Origin of the sequence: Meiothermus sp. CFH 77666 (genome assembly GCF_017497985.1) — a bacterium.
In the GTDB taxonomy this organism is placed as follows: Bacteria; Deinococcota; Deinococci; order Deinococcales; family Thermaceae; genus Meiothermus.
The window spans coordinates 1-18,227 of sequence record NZ_JAGDFV010000003.1; the positions used below are offsets into that span (position 1 = coordinate 1).

Here is an 18,227-nt window from a genome sequence, read left to right on the forward strand (position 1 = left end):
CGGCGTGTCTCAAGTTCTGCGCCCATAAGACCTGGTCAGAGCGTATGTCCATCGAAAGGTTGTTGTCTCAACTAACCCGTTTTTTCGGTGCCAAGAAACGCCATCACCGTACTGAACTTGGCTTTACTGCTTGGTGGGCTTACCTCATCATCGCCCTGAACCTCATCGCTGCTTCCCCAGACCTGTGTATAGCTGACATCGTTTTGTGACTAGCACCAGTGATTAATTATTAGTTAGCCTGCCTTTCGCCCCAATAATCGGTGAGCCAAATGGAAGTATTACTTCCTCACATTTCAAAGTGGTTTCTGGACAAGCAAGAGCACTTCACGACTTTTGCCCAAGCGGATAGTCGCATTGAAGGCTGGTTCAAAGCAGAGTTGCTTGTCCTATTCAACCGACTTGGAGCAAGCCGCGTAATTGAACAGTTTGAGCGTGAAGCAAATGTCTCCTCGCCGAAAGATGGCAAGCGAAAACAAGTTGATTTCAGGCTTTACATTCAAGGACAAGAGCACCTTTGCGAACTGAAAGCGCTGTGTATCAGCCAAGCGGCAGGAACTCCCCGCAACTTGCACTTTTACTTCCGAGATGACCACGTTGGACTAATAAAAGATTTCAAAAAGTTGGACGAGATTGGCAGCCCAAACAAGTGGGTGGTCGCTTTCGTTTATCCCGCTCCTGATTCAAAGGAGTGGAACAAAGCCGTAGCGTCGTTGCCAAGCACATTGAGACATTGGAGACCAGTAACGGCTGTCAGCGATTTTCCAGATTGGATGTATGTTGCATTGTGGAAAGGATGACATTTACGAGAAGCGCATTTCAATCAGATACGGCAGGCTAACCAGCGCATGCACCCGACAGGCTTCGCCTCGCTGCGCTCGGCTCGCCTGCGGGTGATGCGCAAGCCGTTAGCCAGCACAGATCCCACAGTCGTATAAACAGGAGACCCCATGAAAACGCTTATCACTGAATTCATCAGCTTGGACGGTGTTGTCCAGGCTCCAGGCGGGGCGCAGGAAGACACGGACGGTGGCTTCGCCCATGGTGGATGGTTTTTGAAATACTTTGACCCAGAAGTGATTGGCGGCACGTTTGACAACCTCGCCAAGCAGAGTGACGCGCTCTTGCAAGGACACCGCACCTATCAAACGTCCGCCGCCGCTTGGCCAAGCCGCTCGGGAGACCCGTTCTCAGACTGGATCAACAAGGTGCAGAAGTACGTGGTCTCCAACACGCTCAGCGACAAGGACATCACGTGGCATCCGACGACGATCATTCGTGGTGACGATTTCTTGCAAAAAGTCTCCGACCTGCGGGCGCAGCCAGGGGGATACATTTACGTGTACGGCAGCGCAGCGATGGTTCGGTCGTTGCTCGCTGCTGACCTTGTCGATGAGTTATTGCTGACGATCGCGCCAGTGACCCTCGGCGGGGGTAAGACAATCTTTCCCGCAAACGGAAAAGCGATGTCGTTCGAGTTGATGTCGACTGCTAAGGCAAGCTCGGGGGCGCTGGTCTGCCGATATGTGCGTGCACGTTAGTGCCTATACTGTCTTCGCTGGCTGGCTAACAACGGGTTGCAGCCGACGCGCTGCGCGCGGCTGAACCTGGGCGTTGGGCAACATTTGAACGGGAGGGCCTAAAGCGATGCGAGTCTATATTTACCCCCTTTTTAAGTTCGTGCTCATTTCAATGGCGTTATGTTTGGCGCTTTCCGATGCATATGCCGTTACTTGCGACATGCTTGTAATGAATGTTGACGATGCCCGTACAAAGCTCCAACGGGCCGCAAACGAAACCAACCTTGATGCCGCCAAGGACTATGCAAGGCGTGCAAAGAGAGCCCTCGATGACGCTGCAATGTCCGCGATGAACTGCAAATGTTATATGGCACACATCGAATTCGATACTGCGGCATCCCATGCTCGACGTGCAAGGGATGCATACTCAGCGAAGGAATTTGTAGACTCACTGAACCGAGCAATTCGTGCATTCAATTCTGCCCTAATTGCCTTGCGGGCTTGTGCTTCGGGGCATAGATAGCAATTCCTAACCACCGGGTCAACCGGACGCGCTGGGAAAGTGGCGATGGTTTGTACAATGCTTCCAACCCGCGCGCCGGTTACCCTGAGCGTTAAGTACCTCCCGCTTATGTTTTGGCTACTGGGATGGTCGAAAATCATTCAGGTATTGCGCCAGGAGCATGATTATCTAGCGCAGCCCGGATTCGACTCTAAACCTTATACATACGCAACTTAGCTGCTGTGAGGTACTATTGTCGGCGATTTATGCAAGGGCATACAAAGGCTCAGGGACGAAACCCCGCGCAGTGTGCCTCTCGGTAGCGGCAAGCTTGCGACCGAGATGGACGCACGGCTACGAGAAGGCTCACCGCACCATCTTCCACTTCCGCCGACTGAGCGGATCTGCCAGGGCAAACCCCACCAGCCCCAGCAATCCCAGCCACCCCACCCAGTCCCCCAGCCGCACCGCCGGGGCATTGGCCCGGCCCAGGGGCACATCGGCAACCAGGGTGGCCTCTCCGCTCTGGGGGAAGCTGGCCAGCGAGCGCACCCGGCCCCAGGGGTCGAGGATGGCCGAGTCAAAGCCGCCGTCGGCCTTGACCATGCTGAGGCGGTTCTCCACCGCCCGGAAGACCAGGTGGGTGTAGTGCTTGTCGGCGATGGTGGCCCAGTCCTGCGAGGGAACCGCCACCACCTGAGCACCCCGGCGGGCCATCTTGCGGGCGGTGTCGGTAAAGTCGAGGTCGTAGCAGATGAGGGTAGCCAGGCGGCCTATGGAGGTGTGGTAGACCGGGTAGGTGCCCCGGGTGGGGCTGGTTTCGCCCGCAAAGAGCACCGGGTGATCCTTGCCGTAGACGCCCAGAAACTGGCCCTCTGGGCTGATAACTGTGGCCTCGTTGCGGAAGATTCGCTCGCCCACGACCACCACATAGCCCACCACCAGATAGGCCCGGCTTTCCCGCGCCAGCGCTACCAGGCCCAGGCGGTCTTCGGTTTGGGGGTCGAAGGTGAAGGCGCCCTCGGGCCAGACGATGAGCCGGGCGCCCTGGCGGGCGGCCTCGAGGGTCTGTTCCTTCATGCGGACGAAAGTGGCCTCGGCCAGGGCAGTCTCTCCGCGGTTCTGGGCCAGGATGGGGGAGGTGGGGGGCTGGATGGCCGCCACCCGCAGCGTGCCCGCCTCGGGCCGGTAGAGCCAGAGCGAGAGGCCCACCCAGCCCAAGAGCGCCAGCCCCCCGGCCCAGAGCCAGCGCCGCACCCGAAGGGGCGAGAGAGGGGCTTCTTTGTGCAGCAGTCCCAGCAGCCCCTGCCCCAGCACGAAGTTCACCAGCACAATCAGGGCGCTCATGCCATAGATGCTGAACACGCTGACGGGCTGGATCAGCCAGGGCTGGGTGTGCTGGGTATAGGCGATAAAGCCCCAGGTGGCGGCGATGGGCACAAAGCCCCGGATCATCTCGATGCCCACCCAGTTGCTCACCCCCTGCCAGACAAAGTAGCGGTAGCCGGTGCGCTCGTGGAAGGCCCGCACGCCCATATCGCCCAGCAGGGCAATCAGAAAAATGGCCAGGGGGAGCCACTCCATGTAGAGCCCACTGCCGCCAAACACCGGGCCGAAGTAGCCCAGGCCCCACAGGCCCATGGTGGTGGCCGAGGCCAGGCTCGAGAGCCTTGCAGGCATCAGCCAGAACTGCGCCAGCAGCATGGGCAGCAGGGCTACCCAGGCCAGCAGCCAGAGGTTGTAGGGCGGATAGGCCAGCACCAAGAGCCCCCCGCTCAGGGCCGCAAGGCCCAGGCCCAGCAGGAGGCGCAGCAGGCCGCTCACGCTTTATTTGTAGCCCCGCTCTGTTACCAGGGCATTACCTTGTCGGCAGGCGGTAGCGGGCTTGCTCAGTTGCGTCGCAACACCTCGGCGTCGGCGGGGCGCTTGCGGAGGATTTGGGGGGTCAGGCTGGCGCGGCGAAAGTTGCCAAAGTTGAGGTCGGCCAGCACTTTATTGCTGCTGTCGCGCAGGGTGATGGAAACCGGGCGGGGGTCGGCCTTGAGCACCAGAATTTCCATATTGGCAAAGCCCAGCGAGGCGTCCTTGGGGGTGCCGCCAATGCGCCAGGCGGCCCCGGCGGGGGTGTTTTGCTCGCCCAGTAGCCTGAGCGTGACCCGCTCGGTGAGCTGGTCGAAGTCGCCCAGGTCGGTCAGGTTGACCCCCAGGCCCTCTATGCGGGCCTTGGCGCGGGGCTGGATGATGAGCTGGTTGGTCAGGAACAGGTAGTTCCAGACCTCCTTGTCCGAGATGACCACAAAGTTGCCCTCGAGTGCGGCGGGCTTCTTGAACTCTACCCGGGCCAGTTGCTCCTTACCCGGAATCACCTGAAGCCGGAACTCGGTGTCCTGACTGCTGCCGTCGGGCAGTTGAATCTTGCCGGTGATGGTGGCCTCCCAGGGCGAGCGATCCAGGTTGGTCTGCACCTGGCGGGTGATTTCGGCGATGCTCTGGGCCGCCACCAGGCCCAGGGATAAGAGGGCGATTGCCAGCAACTTCTTCATTCATGGCCTCCAAAACTGAGCATGTAGCGTAGCCAGAGCGAAAACCCACCGTTGTAGCTTGCATCGGCGCGGAAGCGGTACGCCTCCAGCCCCAGGGTAGCTGCCCAGGGGTAGGCCACGGTTAGGCGCAGCTTAAGATTGTTGAGTTCTTCGTCCAGGGGTGCGGTGAGGGCGGCTTCCAGCCGGTTGTACTGCCCGGCCCGCAGGGTGGCCTCGAGCAGCGTCCCGGCCTCGTCGAGCTCGCCCCGCCAGCCAATAATGCCGTACAGGCGTGAATCGTCCACCCCCAGCCCGAAGGTATAGGTCTGCTCCTGGCGCAACGCATAGCTGAGCTCGCCCGAGCCGCTGGCAAGGTCGGCCAGGTTGCGCTTGAAGCCCAGCCCCAGGCCCAGAGTTTCCCGCGGGCTCAGGCGGTAGCGCCCCCAGAAGCCCAGTTTGAGCCCCCCTTCGGCCTCCTCGCCCACCCACAACTGCGAGCGCAGGGTGCTGCTATACCCCGCCTCCAGGCTGGCTGCCACCGGCCCGAAGGTTCCGCCGATGCGGCCCTCGACCCCCCAGCCCGCGAACCCCAGGCTGGCCCGCAGGCCATAGCTCAGGCGCCCCAGGGCGCTAAACTCGAGGGCGCTCCCCAGCCCCAGCCCCAGTGCATCGCGCTGGAGGCGGGCCTCGAGGTCAAACGCCCCCAGCGGCAGGGTGGCCTCGAGCGTGGGCGTCAGGGAGTCGGGCGATAGGCGACCGTAGAGCCCGAAGGTGAGGGATTGGGCAAGGCCCAAAGCCGAAAGCTGAAGAACCACGGTCAGCGCTATCGGTAAAAGTCTTTGCGCAGTCATAAGAGATGCCTCCCTGGAATAGAGGGAGTGCCCCAACAGTTTAGGCTCTTCGCATATTTTGAGCCATCCGGCTATGGGAATGCCCTGTCCTGGAGAGAACAGGGGCTGCCGGGAAACTCGAAGCCCAGGCACCCGTGGGCCAGGCCCACGCCTGGGTGCGTAACATGCGTCCGGGCCTGGGCGACGTTTTCATGGGCAGCCAGGTTTCTAAAGAGTGCGATATGCGTTGTAGCTACCTCTTTAGCGCTTTGGATGTCAGAATGGGGACGCTATGGCGAACCTCAAGAACCTGCCCGTTGGTAAAAAAGCGCCCGAAGTTGTCCATATGGTGATTGAAGTACCGCGCGGGTCTTCCAACAAGTACGAATACGACCCCGACCTCGAGGCCATCAAGCTCGACCGGGTACTCCCCACGGCCCAGTTCTACCCCGGCGATTATGGCTTCATCCCCTCCACCCTGGCCGAGGATGGCGATCCCCTGGATGGCATCATCCTCTCCACCTACCCCCTGCTGCCGGGGGTGGTGGTGGATGTGCGCATTGTGGGGATGGTAGACATGCAAGACGAAAAAGGCGGCGACGCCAAAATTATCGGGGTGGTGGCCGAAGACCCGCGCCTCGACCACATCCGCGACCTGGCCGATGTACCCACCGCCCATAAACAGGAAATCCAGAACTTCTTCGAGACCTACAAGGCTTTGGAGGCCCACAAGGGCAAGTGGGTCAAGGTTTCGGGCTGGAAGGACAAGGCCGGTGCAGTGGCCGAGGTGCAGGCCTGCATCGAGCGGTTCAAAGAGGTGAAAGACCGCTAGCAAGCCAACAATCGTGATGAATGCTTGGCTCGAGTAGGGTTATACGCCTCCGGTTTAGAGCCGTAACCGGGTATGTTTCACTATGCTCTCGGCCTTCGGCTGTGGGCTTTCAGCAACCCCTCAAATGCCGAAAAGGTCGCACCGAACGGTTGCACCGTGCCTGGGATGCGCGGGTTGAACTGGCTTGACCGCCCAGGGGCATTTGTGGTTATGTAATCAAACGAGCTACCTATGGCCTTGCAGCAGCGAATCGAATCCTTACTGAAGGCGCTGGAAGTGCCCGACCTGAGTGTTGAGGTACCTTCAGTGAGCGACGAGGAGGGTTTCCTCGAGGCCCTGGAAGCGGCCATCCGTAGCTTTATCGAAGACGGGGAGGATGACGAAAGCCCCCTGGGCCTGATAGAGGCCGATCCCTCAGCCTACGACCTTAGCGATGATCCCGATACCGACGAACTGCAAAACGCCGTCAGAGACTTCATGAACGCAGGCGACTCCCAGCTCACGCTCATCACCCCCGAGAGCCCCCTCCAGCCCGATGGCGGCGAGAACCCCAGTAAGTTCTGGGTGTTCTTGCTCCAGATGCCCGCCCTCTCTGAACATCGTTGGTGGGCCGTTGTGGACAAAAACGGGCGGAACGAAACCTACAACTACGGCGTAATGGCGTAATTTAGAACGCAACTCACCAATTTAGAGCCATTCGGTTACAAGAAAGCTTTGTTCTGGACACAGCAGTAGCTGCCTGGAAACTCGAAACCCAAGCACCCGTGGGCCGGGCCTGGCCCTAACATGTGTCTGGACACAGACACATTCTCGTTTTCGTGGGCGGCCACGTCTGTGAAGAGCGTAAAACCGCTCTATCGGCCCTGATGCAGGGCTTCCCCGATGCGCCTTCGGGCGGCCTCGAGCAAAGCCGGGTCGCGCTGCCAGTCGCGCATGCTGCGGGCCATCTCCTCGGCCACCGTGCCCACCCGCAAGCTCAGGCCCCGCTCACCCAGGAGCTTCAAGTACTCGTAGTCTTCGATGCCGTCGCGCAGCCACTTGGCCCGGATGGAGGGCACAATGGAGCCGGGCAAACCCACCTCTCGACCTGGGTAGAACCACAACCCATCGCCGTTATAGGCCCGGCCTGCGTTGAAGTAGCGCACATCTGTCCAGGGGTCTTGGCCCCGGCTGGTATCGTAAAAATCGGCGGCCCAGCCCAGGATGCCGCTGAAGCCCAGGTTGTAGGCCAAAAAGCCACTGGAAATGCGCCAGTTGAGCGGGCTATAGTCCAGCAGCCACTGGGGGGCATAAGGGGTTTTGCGGTTGAGCAGCGCGGTGTAGTACCAGAAGCTGCTGCCTTTGGCCTGGGCAGCTTCCCAGATTCTGGTGCGCCGGGCTTCTTCGTACATCTCGGCATTGATGGCGAAGATGTCTACCAGGGGCCTGCCGTTGCCATCCTCGAGCAGCTCGGGGCGGGGGTGCAGGGTGCTCAGGTGCAGAACGTTGGCGGCTCGCAGGTTATTCGCCCAGGCCCGGATCTCGGGTAGCAGGTTGTTGGGGCAGACGTCGAGCTCGTCGAAGGCGAAATTGTAAATGGGCACGTCAGACTGACGGGCCGCGCGGGCTGCAGCCAGTTCGGCCACCGGGGGCGCAGGCCGGGCCCGGCAGGTCTGGGCGTTGGCCCCGCTCCAGAAGCCCAGGTCAATGCTGTTGAGGCCATAGTCGTTTACCAACTCCCGCACCTCAGAAGGCTCGACCCTTCCGGGCATCAGGCGGTGTTTGAGCAGCTCGAGGCGGGCGGCTTTGGTCTTGGTGTTCCACAAGGGCACAAAGGAGAGCAGGCTGGGGCGCTGGGGCAGTTCGAAGTTCCAGACCGTCAGGCGGAAGGAACCCTCCAGGGTGCCGTTCTGGGCGGTGACGCGGTAGGTGCCGCTGTACTGGCCCGGCACTGCATTGCGCGGTACCGATACGTCCACCCAGAACGGCTGGTTGCGCCCAGGGTTCACATCGACCGGGATGGCCTTGAACCGTCCGCCTGGGGCGCTGAAGGGAATCAGGGCATCGGGATACCAGCCCGCGCCTTGCGAACGGTTGGGGTCTTCCAGACTGGGGCTGGGCTCCCAGACCTGTACGTAGTGCTGGCGGTAAAGGGTGAGGTGGTTCTGGCCGATAACCGCGCCCCCCGGCCCGCGCAGGTCGGAAACTTCCATGCTGGCCGCCTTGACGCCCTTGGGGCCCCCAAGCACAATCTGAAACGACTCGGTCTCGCCCCTGGCCGCGAACAGCTCGAGGGACTGGTTGGGCCGGGCGGGGTCTTCGGGGCGGATGCGCTCCAGGGAACCGGTGGCCCAGACCTGCATGGGCCCCTTGGGGTCAATTTCCACCACCGGCGCAGGGCAGGCGGTCAGGAAGCCCAACAAAAGCAGTAAGAGCAAAAATTGCCATGCACGAAACCGCATGGCCTCCAGTGTAGGCCGCTGGGATCATGAGAACGGTGCGCTCCGACCATTTCGAGGAGCATTATCCCGTGTTCTGGCTCGAGGACTGGCTTGAGATGCTACCCCCCAATCCCGATCATCACCCGCTCGCGCAAGGTAGGGAGGGTGTTGCCAAACGCAGGCTTGCGGTCAGTAGCCAGCAGAATGGCATCTACCAGCGCCTCGACCGGGTTGGGAGCCACGAAGGCCCAGGCGATGTCCATCTCCAGGTCGGTGAGCAAGCAGGGGCGAATTTTTTTGTCGGAGGTCAGGCGCAAGCGGGAGCACTTGGAGCAGAAAGGCTCGGCTACCGGGTTGATGAAGCCGATACTGCCGACCGCTCCGGGTATCTTGTAGACCCGTGCGGGAGCGGTGGGGTCGTGGTCTACCTTCTCCAGCGGGCCGAAGTGGGCCTCGATTATGGCTTTGGTCTCGGCTCCGGCGATGAAGCGCTGCCGGTACAGTTCGGGGTTGGAGTTGTCGAGGTGCATGTACTCCAAAAAGCGCACCTCCAGCGGCTTGTCCAGCGTGAGCGAGGCCAGGGGAATTACCTCCCCGTCGTTCATACCCCGGATCATCACCGCGTTGATTTTGACCGGGTGCAGCCCCAGTTCCCAGGCGGTTTCGATGGCGTCCCAGACCTTCTCGACCTGCCCGCCCCGGGTCATGGCTTTGAAGACCTCGGGGGTTACAGCGTCCATCGAGAGGTTAATGCGTTTGAGTCCGGCAGCCGCCAGTTCCCTGGCCTTGCGTTTGAACAACAGGCCGTTGGTGGTGATGGCAATGTCCGGAATGCCCAGTTCGTGAGCCACGGCAATCATCTGGGGCAGTTCTTTGCGCACCAGCGGCTCGCCTCCGGTAAAGCGCACCGACTCGAGGCCCAGCATCTGCATGGCCTCGAGGAAGTGGCGGGTATCCTCTACCGAAATCGTGCCGGGGGGTTCCGACTGCTCCCAACCCAGCGGATGGCAGTACAGGCAGTGCAGGTTGCAGCGCGGCGTGACCGAAAGCCGCAGGTCTTTGATGAGGCGCCCGTAGTTGTCCAGTAGTTTCACTGTACCTACCCCGTGTTGCATATTCTAGCAACACGGTTAGCCTAAGGTACAGGGCAGGTTACAAATATCCCTGAAGTTGTCTAGGCTCTTGTCATATACACCCCTACCCCGATAACCACCGGTACAGGCCCACACAAACCGATAGAGGGTGGCCTGTGCCGGCAGGGCCCGACCACTGGCCCGCCGATCCAGGCCCAGACTGAGCAGCCAATCCCGCTGATCCTGCACCCACTGGGCAATCGCCAGCAGGTTGGTGCGTCCACTCCCCAGCCCCATCAGCACCAGCATGAACAACAAGCGCCAATCGTAGGTGGTGTTGTGGGCTCGCAGATCGGGTACTTCCATCAGGTAGGGAATCGGGCTGGGAATCTGTATGGTCACCTTCATGCAGAATGTGATAAAAGCCTGTGAAGTTGTCGAGGGCCTAGCGTCAGGGTTGAAGACTTCACTGTCGTTAGAGATCGAAGATCAACGGTACGATCCTTTTCAGCTTTGGGCATTCGGCAACTTTTTCCAACCCCATCCACACTCCCTCGAGCCAAACCGAACTAAGCTGAAGCCATGAAGGTCATCGTGCTGTTTGATGGCGTGTGCAATTTATGCAACCGCACCGTGCAGTTCATCATTCGCCATGACCCATCGGGGCGTTTCCGGTTCGCTTCGCAGCAGTCCGAGGTTGGGCAGAAACTGCTGGCCCAGCACAACATTCCCATTTCGCAGGCCCTGGCCGACAGTGTGGTGGTGCTGGAGGGCGATAAGGTCTGGCTCGAGTCAGACGCGGTGTTTCACATCCTCTACCGGCTGGGCGGTGTCTGGCGCATCCCTGCGCTGCTCTGGTTTTTACCCAAGCGACTGCGGGACTGGGTTTACCGTAGGGTGACAAAAAACCGCTACCGTGTGTTTGGCAAGCTCGAGCGCTGTATGGTGCCCACCCCAGAACTCAAACAGCGCTTCCTGGATGCATAAGCCAGAGATGCTCGAGTGCAAATCCATACCCGCCATCGGCTATGAGCTATAGACCATCGGCCTTCTTTAAGCTTTCTGCTCAACCGGTGGTACAAAACCGAACTGTGGCGTAGCCTGGGGGTATGGCCGATTGCAAACGCTTTGGCTTGGCCCTGGGGGGTGGAGGGGCCAGGGGGTATGCCCACATTGGGGTGATGCGGATCCTGGAGCGGGAGGGGTTTCGGCCCAGCGCGATTGCCGGAACCAGCATGGGCAGCCTGATGGGGGCCATGTTTGCCAGCGGACACACCGCCGACGAAGTGCAGGAACTCCTCTCACAAACCTCCTTCTGGCGCTTTCTGGACTGGAACCCCTTGAGCGACATGCTCAACTACAGCGAGCTGGTGCGCTTTCTGGAGCCCCACATTCCCCGCCAGATGGAGGAGTTTCCCATTCCCTTTGGCATCACCGCCACCGACCTGATCACCGGCACCGAGGTCTATTTTCGCCAGGGGGATGTCTTCCAGGCCATTCGGGCTTCCATAGCCTATCCGGGGGCCATCAACCCCATCTGGGTGGGGCATCAGCTCCTGGCCGATGGGGGCATCCTGAACCAGATTCCGGTAGACCTGGTGCGCTTTTTGGGTTCCGAACGGGTCATTGCGGTGGATGTGACCCCCCTCGAGGTCTTGCGTGAACAGCCCCACAAGAAAAGCTGGTGGGAACAGATTTTCCGCCGGGGCATTGACGCCAACCCCATTCAGAACGTGTACCGGGCCATCGAGATCATGCAGATTCGGCTGGCCGAGGTCAAGCTGGCGGTATCGCGCCCCGACCTGGTGCTACGGCCCAAGCTCGAGGGCATCGGGCTATTCAGCTTCCAGCAGCTCGAGCAGGCCATCCAGGACGGAGAGGCGGCAGCCCTGGGCAGGCTCGAGGAAATAAGAGAATTGCTGGCTATCGAGGCTTGAGCGCAGAGAGCGTCTGGATGCCTTCGCGCTCCATTCTTTCCAGCAGCCCCCGGCACAGCTTTTTCATCATCAGGGGCCCTTCGTAAACGAAGCCGGTGTACACCTGCACCAGGCTGGCTCCGCTCGAGAGCCGCTCCCACACATCCGCTGCGCTAAAAATGCCCCCCACCGAGATAATCGGCAAACGGCCCTGCAGCCCGGTGTGCAGGTACCGGAGTACCTCGAGCGAGCGTGCCCCGAGCGGCCGGCCCGAAAGTCCGCCGGCCTCGTCTGTGGGCGTGGTCAGCCCTGCGCGGCTGGTGGTGGTGTTGGTGGCGATAAGCCCGGAAAGCCGGTACTGCTCCACCAGCGCCAGAATCTCGTCTATCTGCGTCCAGGTCAGGTCGGGCGCAATTTTGAGCAGCAAGGGTTTGTGGCCCTGCACGAAGCCCACCAGCGCCGCGAGCAGCTCTTCCAGCCGGTCTTTGTCCTGCAAGGCCCGCAGCCCCGGCGTGTTGGGCGAGCTGACGTTAACAACAAAGTAATCGCCATAGGGCCAGAGGACAGACAGGCTTTGCAGATAGTCCTTCGGGGCTTCTTCCAGGGGGGTCAGTTTCGACTTCCCCAGGTTGATGCCCAGGGGCACCGGGAGCTTGCCGAAGGTCTGCTGTAAGCGCTTCAACCGGGCCGCAATGGCCTCGGCTCCTTCGTTGTTGAAGCCCATGCGGTTGATCAGGGCCTGATCCTGGGGCAGCCGGAAAAGGCGGGGTTTGTCGTTGCCCGGCTGAGGCAGCGCCGTCACTGACCCAATCTCCACATGCCCAAACCCCAGCGCAGGCCAGGCCCGTACCGCCACTGCGTTTTTGTCGAAGCCCGCCGCCAGCCCGATGGGGTTGGGAAAGCGCAGGCCAAACGCCTGCACCTGAAGGCGCTCATCCTGCACCGAGCAGAGCCGCCGCACCAGCTCCAGGCTGGGCCCCCGTTGCCCCAGCCAGGCCAGGCCGTGCATCACCCGCTCGTGGATGGCCTCGGGGTCCTGGCGGAACAGCCAGGGCCTGAACAGTTCGTACACGGAGAAAGGATAGCAGGGGAGGAGCGTTGTGGGGGAGAGGAGAAGGGCAAAAGGGACTGAAGACAGTCCCCTGTGCCCTGCCCCCTGAGCCCTCTATCTGTACTGTGCCAGCAGGTTCTTGGCGATGATGACCTTCAGCACCTCGCTGGTGCCCTCGCCAATGCGGGTCAGGCGGGCGTCGCGCCAGTAGCGCTCGACCGGGTACTCCTTGATGTAGCCGTAGCCGCCCAGAATCTGGATGGCCTCGTCGCAGGCCCGCACCCCTACCTCCGAGGCAAAGAGCTTGGCCTGGGCGGCAGCCTGGCCAAAGGGCCTGCCGGCGTCGCGCAGCTCGGCGGCCTTGAGGTACAAAAGGCGTGCGGCCTCGAGTTCGGTGGCCATCTCGGCCAGCTTGTGCGAGACAGCCTGGAACTCGGCGATGGGCCTGCCAAACTGCTCACGCTCGAGGGCATATTTGGCCGCGAACTCCAGAGCGGCCCGCCCCAGCCCCACCGCCATGGCGGCGATGCCGATGCGGCCTCCCTCCAGTACCTTCATCACGTCGTAGAAGCCCTTGCCCCGCTCGCCCAGCAGGGCTTCTTTGGGCAGGTGAAGATCCTCGAAAATTAGTTGAGCGGTGTCGGAGGCGTTCAGCCCGAGCTTTTTTTCCTTGCGCCCGATGCGCAAGCCCGGAATGGGCGCCTCGAACACCAGCGCCGAGAGCCCCAGGTGCTTCTTCTCTTCGCTGGGTGCGGCGTCGGTACGGGCGTTGACCACATAGATGCCTGCCACCGACCCCTGGGTGATGAACTGCTTGGAGCCATTCAGCACCCAGCCCGAAGCAGTTTCCTCGGCCTTGGTGCGCATGGCGGCGGCATCAGAGCCGCTGCCGGGTTCGGTCAGACCCCAGGCCCCCAGCACCTCCCCGGAGGCCAGCCGGGGCAGGAATTGCCGCTTCTGCTGCTCGTTGCCGGCCAGCAGGATGTGGCCGATACAGAGGCTGTTGTGTGAGGCTACCGTCAGGGCTAAGGAGCCATCTGCAGCGGCAATTTCTTCGATGATGCGGGCAAAAATGCGCGTTGAGAGCCCGGCCCCGCCGTACTGCTCGGGTACCTGGGCCCCCATGACCCCCATCTCGCCCAGCTTTTTCACAATCTCAAAGGGAAACGCCCCCGTCTCATCGCGCTCGGTGGCGGTGGGGGCTACCTCGGCTTGCAGGAAATCCCGCAGCGCACCGATAATCTGGCGCTCCTCGCTATCTAGCTCGAACCACAAGTTCTGGGGGCGGTCTGCGATCATTTGGAACTCCTCCGTGTTTTCAATATATCATTTTTTTTATTTGGTGTTGGAAATGCGTTACAAAATAGAGGATGAGTTCGTGATGAATTGAAGATCAGATGATATAGTGAAGCATCGTGAATCCCCCACAGCTTTAGTACACTTGTGTAAAGGGATTTCGTGTCGTTTCGGAGGAACGCTTGAATGGAGCTTGAAGCCGGTGCAATCGTAGAAGGTCGCGTCACGCGAATCATGGAGTTTGGGGCTTTTATCGAGTTTCCCACGGGGGAATCGGGACTGGTGCACATCTCGCAGATAGCCCACGAGTTTGTCAAGAACATCCGCGACCACCTGAATGAAGGCGATGTGGTCTCGGTGCTGGTGCTGGGCCGCGACGATAAGGGTCGCCTCGACCTCTCCATCAAGGAGCTCACCCCGGCCCCCGTTGAGCCCCCCCGGCCCAAGCGCTTGCCCCGCCAGGCTCCCGAGTTTGAAAACAAACTCAAAAGCTTTCTGCGCGGCTCAGGGGGTTTTGGTGGCGGTGGCGGCAGCAAAAAGCCGGGGGGTGGAAAGGGCGGGCGCAAGCGCCGCTAAGGCGCTGGTGCATGGGTCTCGACTGATGACCAGGCCGCTGACCATGTTGTAATGAAAAACCAAAGCGGGTTTATCGCGCTTTTTACAGACGTGGCCGCCCATCCAGGCGGTCACTGTTCTGTTCAGGACAAGGTTTTCTTGTAGTCGGGTGGCTCAAAATATGGGCCAGCCCCGTTTCTTTTCGATTCGTTCTTGCATGGTTTGCAATGAAGATCAGGCTCCTTCTTCATCAAAGCTCATGCCCATGATGCTGTAACCTGCATCCACGTACACCGTCTGACCGGTGGTTCCGCTGGACAGGGGAGAGAGCAGATACAGGCCCAGATTGCCCACCTCCTCGTGGGTAATCATGCGCCCCAGGGGGGCGGTGGCGTGGTACTTGGCGACCATCTTGCGAAAGCCGGGAATGCTCATGGCCGCCACGGTACGGATGGCCCCCGCGCTGACCGCATTGACCCGGATGTTCTTCTTTCCCAATTCGTAAGCCAGATAGCGCACGCTGGCTTCCAGGGCGGCCTTGGCAATGCCCATCACGTTGTATTTGGGCACCACCTTCTCGGAAGCGTAGTAGGTCAGGGTGATTAGGCTGCCCCCCTCACGCAAGAGCGGCTCGGCTTGGCGGGCTACCGCCACCAGTGAGTAGGCCGAAACTTGCAGGGCGGTGTTCCAGTCGGCGGCGGTGGTGTCAATAAAACGCCCTTCCATGGCTGCACGGGGCGCAAAAGCAATGGAGTGCACCAGATAATCCAGCCCCCCCCAGGCGCTCCCCAGGTCGGCGAACATGGCCTTGAGGGCGGTCTCATCGGTCACGTCTACCTGGTACAGGCGCTGGTTGGGCCGGCCTGCGGTCAATTTTTCCAGCTTTTCGCGCAGCCGCTCTCCTTGATAGCTAAAGGCCACTTCAGCGCCTGCAGCATGCAGTTTTTCGGCAATGGCCCAGCCCAGACTGTGCTCATTGGTCACGCCCATCACCAGGGCTTTCTTACCAGATAAGTCAATGGAGACCATAACCCCCGTATCTTACCCGTACCCCCTCGAGGCTTGCCAATCCTGTGGCGAGATGCCACGCAATAATCCCACTCGTTTTTTTTGGAAAAGCGCTCCTTTGGCGGCTTTTCTACCTCTGAACCAATCCTCATAAAAACTCGCTACAATGCTGCATAGAACGAGTAGTTTAGATTATTACCAATAGTGGGACATTTCTCACTACCGCCATTGATATTCGTCGGGCTATAAACATTTGATAAGGCTCGAGTGTCTTCCGGCACAAGGGAGGTAGATATGCAGACGCTGCAACAAGGGGTGGCAAATGTGGGAGGTATCCAGTGCGAGTGGGTTCCAGGCACCATGAACCAGGTCAAGGTTCACCTCCCAGGCCATGATGTACAGGTGACCCTCGAGCAGTTGCAACAGATTGCCGGGGTAGATGCCGTACACGAACTCTACCTCAAGGGTCTGATCTCCCTCCCCATGAGTAGCAAGCTGCGAGAAGCTTTCGATAAGGTCTAGTGTCGAGACGATCCTTTCCACGCGATCCTACGGGGTCGCATTTTTTGCTTGACTATAGGCAACCGATATGGCCTCGAGCTGCGGGCTTTGGTGTCTCCTGCTCCGGTTCGTTACAATACCCCCATGCCGACAGCCCAGGAAATGCTGGCCCGCTACGGTGATGCCTCAAGTTGCCTCAAACATCTGGAGCGCTCGAGGCGGGAGTTGTTGCATCTGGTAGAGACGCTTTCCGACGAGCAGCTTTTTCAGCGGCCCAGTGCAGAGGTCTGGAGCCCCGCCGAGGTGTTAGAGCACATTTCGCTGGTGGAAGAGTCGGCGGGCAAAATTATTCGTCGCTTGCGCAGGGTGGGGCTGGGCGAGGCCGAGCCTTTCCCCCCTTCCCCCCCCGGTCAGACCCGCCCCGATGGCCGCCCCCTGGCCCCACCCCTGATGGAGCCCAAGGGGGGGCTGCCCCGTGCAGCTTTGCTGGAGCGTCTGCAGGCCGTGCGTGAACGGGTGCTGGCCGAGGTGGCCGAGAGCGGAGAACGCCTGCCGCACCCCCCCACCTACGCGCACCCCTTTTTTGGTGACCTGACCGCCCTGGGCTGGCTGCAAACCCTGGTCTACCATGAGCAGCATCATTTGCGGCAAATTCAAGAGCGCTTAGGGGCGTGAATATAAAATGGGAAGACCTGCGTAAGCGCTAGAATGTGGAAGACCGCCGGGGACGCAGCCCCCGCCTGGGAGCGGTGATACTGGCCTTGCTGGGGGTTGCTGTCTGGGGTGAACCCTACCGACATTCTTTCCCAACTCCAGGGCGGGTCCGTGACCACCACCCCGGCCCCCCAAAACAAGCCCGCCAATGACCGGGAGGGCCGGTTTATGCGCTCCATTGTGGGCGACCTGGAAGACACATGGGAACAGATGAGCCAGGGCTACCGGCTCCCGCAAGTGATTCGCTCACAGGGCTATATGGTGCCCGAGACTTTCACTCACGGCTCGTCGGAGCAGCGGGTGGGCTGGTTCAACCGGGGTTTCCAGAGCGGCGACCCGAACCGCTGCGATACCTTCCGCAATTAACCGGCGGCTCCTGCCTTGCGCCACCGGCGATAGAGCTGAATAGAGGCCCAGATGCCCCCCAGGGCCAGCAGTTGTAGCCCGGTGCCCCACCAGGGGTTCTGCGTGACCTCCCAGTAGTCGAGCAGGTTATAGAGCGGAACCATCGCGATGAGGTGCGCGGTAAAAGTCCACAGCGAGGCCGAGCCCAAGGGAATCAAAAACCAGCCCACCCCACGGGAAAGCGGCAGCCAGAACCAGGTGACCAGGATATAAAAGGCTTGCAGATAGAGCGCAACCAACAGCAACCTGGGCCATACTAATGGTTCGGTGTTGGCATCGCCTAGCACCGAACGATCCAGCCAGGGCAGCCAGCCCTGGGCATGAACGACGATAAACGCAGCAGCCGTCAGTAAAACCCCCACCCCCAAGCCATCGCGCAGCCGGGGTCTTTGGGCCCAGAACTGGGCTAGCTCGAGGCGGTGGAACCCCACCACCAGTCCAGCAAAAAACAAAATTTGCCAGGCCGCCGGCATGAAGATCGAGGCAATGGGGGCCCCTACCACGGTGGGAACCACCTGACTCAAGATGTACACCACCCCCGAAACGAGCAGCACCCGCCAGCCCTGCTTGCGATACAAGAGCCAGAAGGCCAGGGGGGCGAACAACATGTACCAGACATACAGCCCTAAAATCTCCGAGCCGTTGTAGCCATCCTGCAGGGTGAAAACACCGGCCACGAACTCCAGCAGGTTTTGTTCTTTGTTCCAGGGGTCGTACCAGACCTTGAGCCCCAGCAGGCTGAGGGTCATGAAGCCCAGGGCAATCAGAACCGCCGTACGGTAGAGCACCAGCAGCCGCGACCAAACCCGCTCGAGGGATTGCAGGAGGGTCTGGCGGCTGGCCAGGATACCCAGGGTGAGGCCGGAGATGAAATAAAAACCCTCGGCAGCACTGATGTAAAAGTTGAGCCGGCCCGAAAAGACATACAAAAACGATTCGCCGCCGATGTGGTCAATGGCCATCGCGAACAGGCAAAAGCCCCGCAGCCAATCTATCCGTAAATCGCGGCCAGTGGAGTTGGAATATACCCAAGACTGCAACCAGGAGACCATACGCTACCCAGCATAGACTTTCTGGGGTGAAGC

Annotated in this window: 21 protein-coding genes; 11 read left to right on the forward strand and 10 right to left on the reverse strand. The window is 60.5% G+C overall.

Going from position 1 to position 18,227, the window contains the following annotated elements; translation table 11 throughout:
* From J3L12_RS02320 to J3L12_RS02330, 3 genes are all read left to right on the forward strand, one after another.
* A partial coding sequence (locus tag J3L12_RS02320) for a hypothetical protein (protein ID WP_208013434.1) occupies positions 1–209 on the forward strand: 209 nt, incomplete at its 5' end.
* Between the two features lie 60 nt (positions 210–269).
* Positions 270–797 (forward strand): hypothetical protein, encoded by a 528-nt coding sequence (locus J3L12_RS02325; protein ID WP_208013435.1) that lies wholly within the window; start codon positions 270–272, stop codon positions 795–797.
* 150 nt (positions 798–947) lie between these two features.
* Entirely contained in the window at positions 948–1,538 is a 591-nt protein-coding gene (locus J3L12_RS02330) for a dihydrofolate reductase family protein (protein WP_208013436.1), read from the forward strand.
* An 847-nt stretch (positions 1,539–2,385) separates the two neighbouring features.
* On the opposite strand, the gene J3L12_RS02335 is transcribed toward J3L12_RS02330, so the two are convergent.
* The 3 genes from J3L12_RS02335 to J3L12_RS02345 form a co-directional block, all read right to left on the reverse strand.
* The gene (locus J3L12_RS02335; RefSeq protein ID WP_208013437.1) at positions 2,386–3,843 is read right to left on the reverse strand and encodes a nitrilase-related carbon-nitrogen hydrolase; all 1,458 of its coding nucleotides are present in this window, start codon (positions 3,841–3,843) and stop codon (positions 2,386–2,388) included.
* A 65-nt stretch (positions 3,844–3,908) separates the two neighbouring features.
* A complete protein-coding gene (locus J3L12_RS02340) occupies positions 3,909–4,562 on the reverse strand; it encodes an outer membrane lipoprotein carrier protein LolA (RefSeq protein WP_208013438.1) in 654 nt (217 codons plus the stop codon).
* Complete coding sequence (locus J3L12_RS02345; RefSeq protein ID WP_208013439.1) at positions 4,559–5,392, reverse strand: hypothetical protein; 834 nt, start codon at positions 5,390–5,392, stop codon at positions 4,559–4,561. Before J3L12_RS02345 ends, J3L12_RS02340 begins: the two co-directional genes overlap by 4 nt.
* Before the next feature lie 271 nt (positions 5,393–5,663).
* On the opposite strand from J3L12_RS02345, the gene J3L12_RS02350 reads away from it, so the two are divergent.
* On the forward strand, positions 5,664–6,203 hold the full coding sequence (locus J3L12_RS02350) for an inorganic diphosphatase (RefSeq protein WP_208013440.1): 540 nt from the start codon (positions 5,664–5,666) through the stop codon (positions 6,201–6,203).
* Positions 6,204–6,434: 231 nt separating this feature from the next.
* The gene (locus J3L12_RS02355; RefSeq protein WP_208013441.1) at positions 6,435–6,869 is read left to right on the forward strand and encodes a hypothetical protein; all 435 of its coding nucleotides are present in this window, start codon (positions 6,435–6,437) and stop codon (positions 6,867–6,869) included.
* A gap of 188 nt (positions 6,870–7,057) precedes the next feature.
* Here the strand turns inward: J3L12_RS02355 and J3L12_RS02360 are convergent, their stop codons facing one another.
* The 3 genes from J3L12_RS02360 to J3L12_RS02370 form a co-directional block, all read right to left on the reverse strand.
* On the reverse strand, positions 7,058–8,644 hold the full coding sequence (locus tag J3L12_RS02360; protein WP_208013442.1) for a DUF4091 domain-containing protein: 1,587 nt from the start codon (positions 8,642–8,644) through the stop codon (positions 7,058–7,060).
* Between the two features lie 98 nt (positions 8,645–8,742).
* Positions 8,743–9,717 (reverse strand): GTP 3',8-cyclase MoaA, encoded by a 975-nt coding sequence (moaA, locus tag J3L12_RS02365; RefSeq protein ID WP_208013443.1) that lies wholly within the window; start codon positions 9,715–9,717, stop codon positions 8,743–8,745.
* A 36-nt stretch (positions 9,718–9,753) separates the two neighbouring features.
* The gene (locus J3L12_RS02370; RefSeq protein WP_208013444.1) at positions 9,754–10,104 is read right to left on the reverse strand and encodes a transposase family protein; all 351 of its coding nucleotides are present in this window, start codon (positions 10,102–10,104) and stop codon (positions 9,754–9,756) included.
* A 174-nt stretch (positions 10,105–10,278) separates the two neighbouring features.
* Here J3L12_RS02370 and J3L12_RS02375 point away from each other — a divergent pair, with 174 nt between their 5' ends.
* Positions 10,279–10,683 (forward strand): thiol-disulfide oxidoreductase DCC family protein, encoded by a 405-nt coding sequence (locus J3L12_RS02375; protein ID WP_208013445.1) that lies wholly within the window; start codon positions 10,279–10,281, stop codon positions 10,681–10,683.
* 122 nt (positions 10,684–10,805) lie between these two features.
* A complete protein-coding gene (locus J3L12_RS02380) occupies positions 10,806–11,633 on the forward strand; it encodes a patatin-like phospholipase family protein (protein ID WP_208013446.1) in 828 nt (275 codons plus the stop codon).
* Here J3L12_RS02380 and J3L12_RS02385 read toward each other — a convergent pair.
* Both J3L12_RS02385 and J3L12_RS02390 read right to left on the reverse strand, forming a co-directional pair.
* Positions 11,620–12,684: a quinone-dependent dihydroorotate dehydrogenase gene (locus J3L12_RS02385; RefSeq protein WP_208013447.1), complete on the reverse strand. Its 1,065-nt coding sequence runs from the start codon at positions 12,682–12,684 to the stop codon at positions 11,620–11,622. The genes J3L12_RS02380 and J3L12_RS02385 overlap by 14 nt on opposite strands.
* 93 nt (positions 12,685–12,777) lie before the next feature.
* The gene (locus J3L12_RS02390; RefSeq protein ID WP_208013448.1) at positions 12,778–13,962 is read right to left on the reverse strand and encodes an acyl-CoA dehydrogenase family protein; all 1,185 of its coding nucleotides are present in this window, start codon (positions 13,960–13,962) and stop codon (positions 12,778–12,780) included.
* Between the two features lie 183 nt (positions 13,963–14,145).
* On the opposite strand from J3L12_RS02390, the gene J3L12_RS02395 reads away from it, so the two are divergent.
* Positions 14,146–14,535 (forward strand): S1 RNA-binding domain-containing protein, encoded by a 390-nt coding sequence (locus J3L12_RS02395; RefSeq protein ID WP_208013449.1) that lies wholly within the window; start codon positions 14,146–14,148, stop codon positions 14,533–14,535.
* 213 nt (positions 14,536–14,748) lie between these two features.
* Here J3L12_RS02395 and J3L12_RS02400 read toward each other — a convergent pair whose 3' ends face one another.
* Complete coding sequence (locus J3L12_RS02400) at positions 14,749–15,543, reverse strand: enoyl-ACP reductase (protein WP_208013450.1); 795 nt, start codon at positions 15,541–15,543, stop codon at positions 14,749–14,751.
* Between the two features lie 273 nt (positions 15,544–15,816).
* Here J3L12_RS02400 and J3L12_RS02405 point away from each other — a divergent pair, with 273 nt between their 5' ends.
* The 3 genes from J3L12_RS02405 to J3L12_RS17050 all read left to right on the forward strand — a co-directional run bounded on the left by J3L12_RS02405 (position 15,817) and on the right by J3L12_RS17050 (position 17,103).
* Entirely contained in the window at positions 15,817–16,044 is a 228-nt protein-coding gene (locus J3L12_RS02405) for a hypothetical protein (protein ID WP_208013451.1), read from the forward strand.
* Between the two features lie 123 nt (positions 16,045–16,167).
* Positions 16,168–16,698, forward strand: coding sequence for a DinB family protein (locus J3L12_RS02410; RefSeq protein ID WP_243454855.1), 531 nt, complete (start codon positions 16,168–16,170; stop codon positions 16,696–16,698).
* Between the two features lie 150 nt (positions 16,699–16,848).
* Positions 16,849–17,103, forward strand: coding sequence for a neutral zinc metallopeptidase (locus J3L12_RS17050; protein WP_208013452.1), 255 nt, complete (start codon positions 16,849–16,851; stop codon positions 17,101–17,103).
* Here J3L12_RS17050 and opgC read toward each other — a convergent pair.
* Entirely contained in the window at positions 17,100–18,194 is a 1,095-nt protein-coding gene (gene opgC / locus J3L12_RS02420; protein ID WP_279381086.1) for an OpgC domain-containing protein, read from the reverse strand. The two genes, J3L12_RS17050 and opgC, sit on opposite strands and share 4 nt — an antisense overlap.
* Positions 18,195–18,227: the final 33 nt, after the last annotated feature.

Excerpts from the sequence above, each read along its gene's own strand:
- J3L12_RS02325 (WP_208013435.1), top strand. The coding sequence starts at position 270 with ATGGAAGTATTACTTCCTCACATTTCAAAGTGGTTTCTGGACAAGCAA.
- J3L12_RS02360 (WP_208013442.1), bottom strand. The coding sequence starts at position 8,644 with ATGCGGTTTCGTGCATGGCAATTTTTGCTCTTACTGCTTTTGTTGGGC.
- J3L12_RS02355 (WP_208013441.1), top strand. The coding sequence starts at position 6,435 with ATGGCCTTGCAGCAGCGAATCGAATCCTTACTGAAGGCGCTGGAAGTG.
- J3L12_RS02370 (WP_208013444.1), bottom strand. The coding sequence starts at position 10,104 with ATGAAGGTGACCATACAGATTCCCAGCCCGATTCCCTACCTGATGGAA.
- J3L12_RS02340 (WP_208013438.1), bottom strand. The coding sequence starts at position 4,562 with ATGAAGAAGTTGCTGGCAATCGCCCTCTTATCCCTGGGCCTGGTGGCG.
- J3L12_RS02405 (WP_208013451.1), top strand. The coding sequence starts at position 15,817 with ATGCAGACGCTGCAACAAGGGGTGGCAAATGTGGGAGGTATCCAGTGC.
- J3L12_RS02410 (WP_243454855.1), top strand. The coding sequence starts at position 16,168 with ATGCCGACAGCCCAGGAAATGCTGGCCCGCTACGGTGATGCCTCAAGT.
- J3L12_RS02350 (WP_208013440.1), top strand. The coding sequence starts at position 5,664 with ATGGCGAACCTCAAGAACCTGCCCGTTGGTAAAAAAGCGCCCGAAGTT.
- J3L12_RS02395 (WP_208013449.1), top strand. The coding sequence starts at position 14,146 with ATGGAGCTTGAAGCCGGTGCAATCGTAGAAGGTCGCGTCACGCGAATC.
- J3L12_RS02380 (WP_208013446.1), top strand. The coding sequence starts at position 10,806 with ATGGCCGATTGCAAACGCTTTGGCTTGGCCCTGGGGGGTGGAGGGGCC.
- J3L12_RS02390 (WP_208013448.1), bottom strand. The coding sequence starts at position 13,962 with ATGATCGCAGACCGCCCCCAGAACTTGTGGTTCGAGCTAGATAGCGAG.
- J3L12_RS02345 (WP_208013439.1), bottom strand. The coding sequence starts at position 5,392 with ATGACTGCGCAAAGACTTTTACCGATAGCGCTGACCGTGGTTCTTCAG.
- J3L12_RS02375 (WP_208013445.1), top strand. The coding sequence starts at position 10,279 with ATGAAGGTCATCGTGCTGTTTGATGGCGTGTGCAATTTATGCAACCGC.
- J3L12_RS02400 (WP_208013450.1), bottom strand. The coding sequence starts at position 15,543 with ATGGTCTCCATTGACTTATCTGGTAAGAAAGCCCTGGTGATGGGCGTG.
- opgC (WP_279381086.1), bottom strand. The coding sequence starts at position 18,194 with ATGGTCTCCTGGTTGCAGTCTTGGGTATATTCCAACTCCACTGGCCGC.
- J3L12_RS02330 (WP_208013436.1), top strand. The coding sequence starts at position 948 with ATGAAAACGCTTATCACTGAATTCATCAGCTTGGACGGTGTTGTCCAG.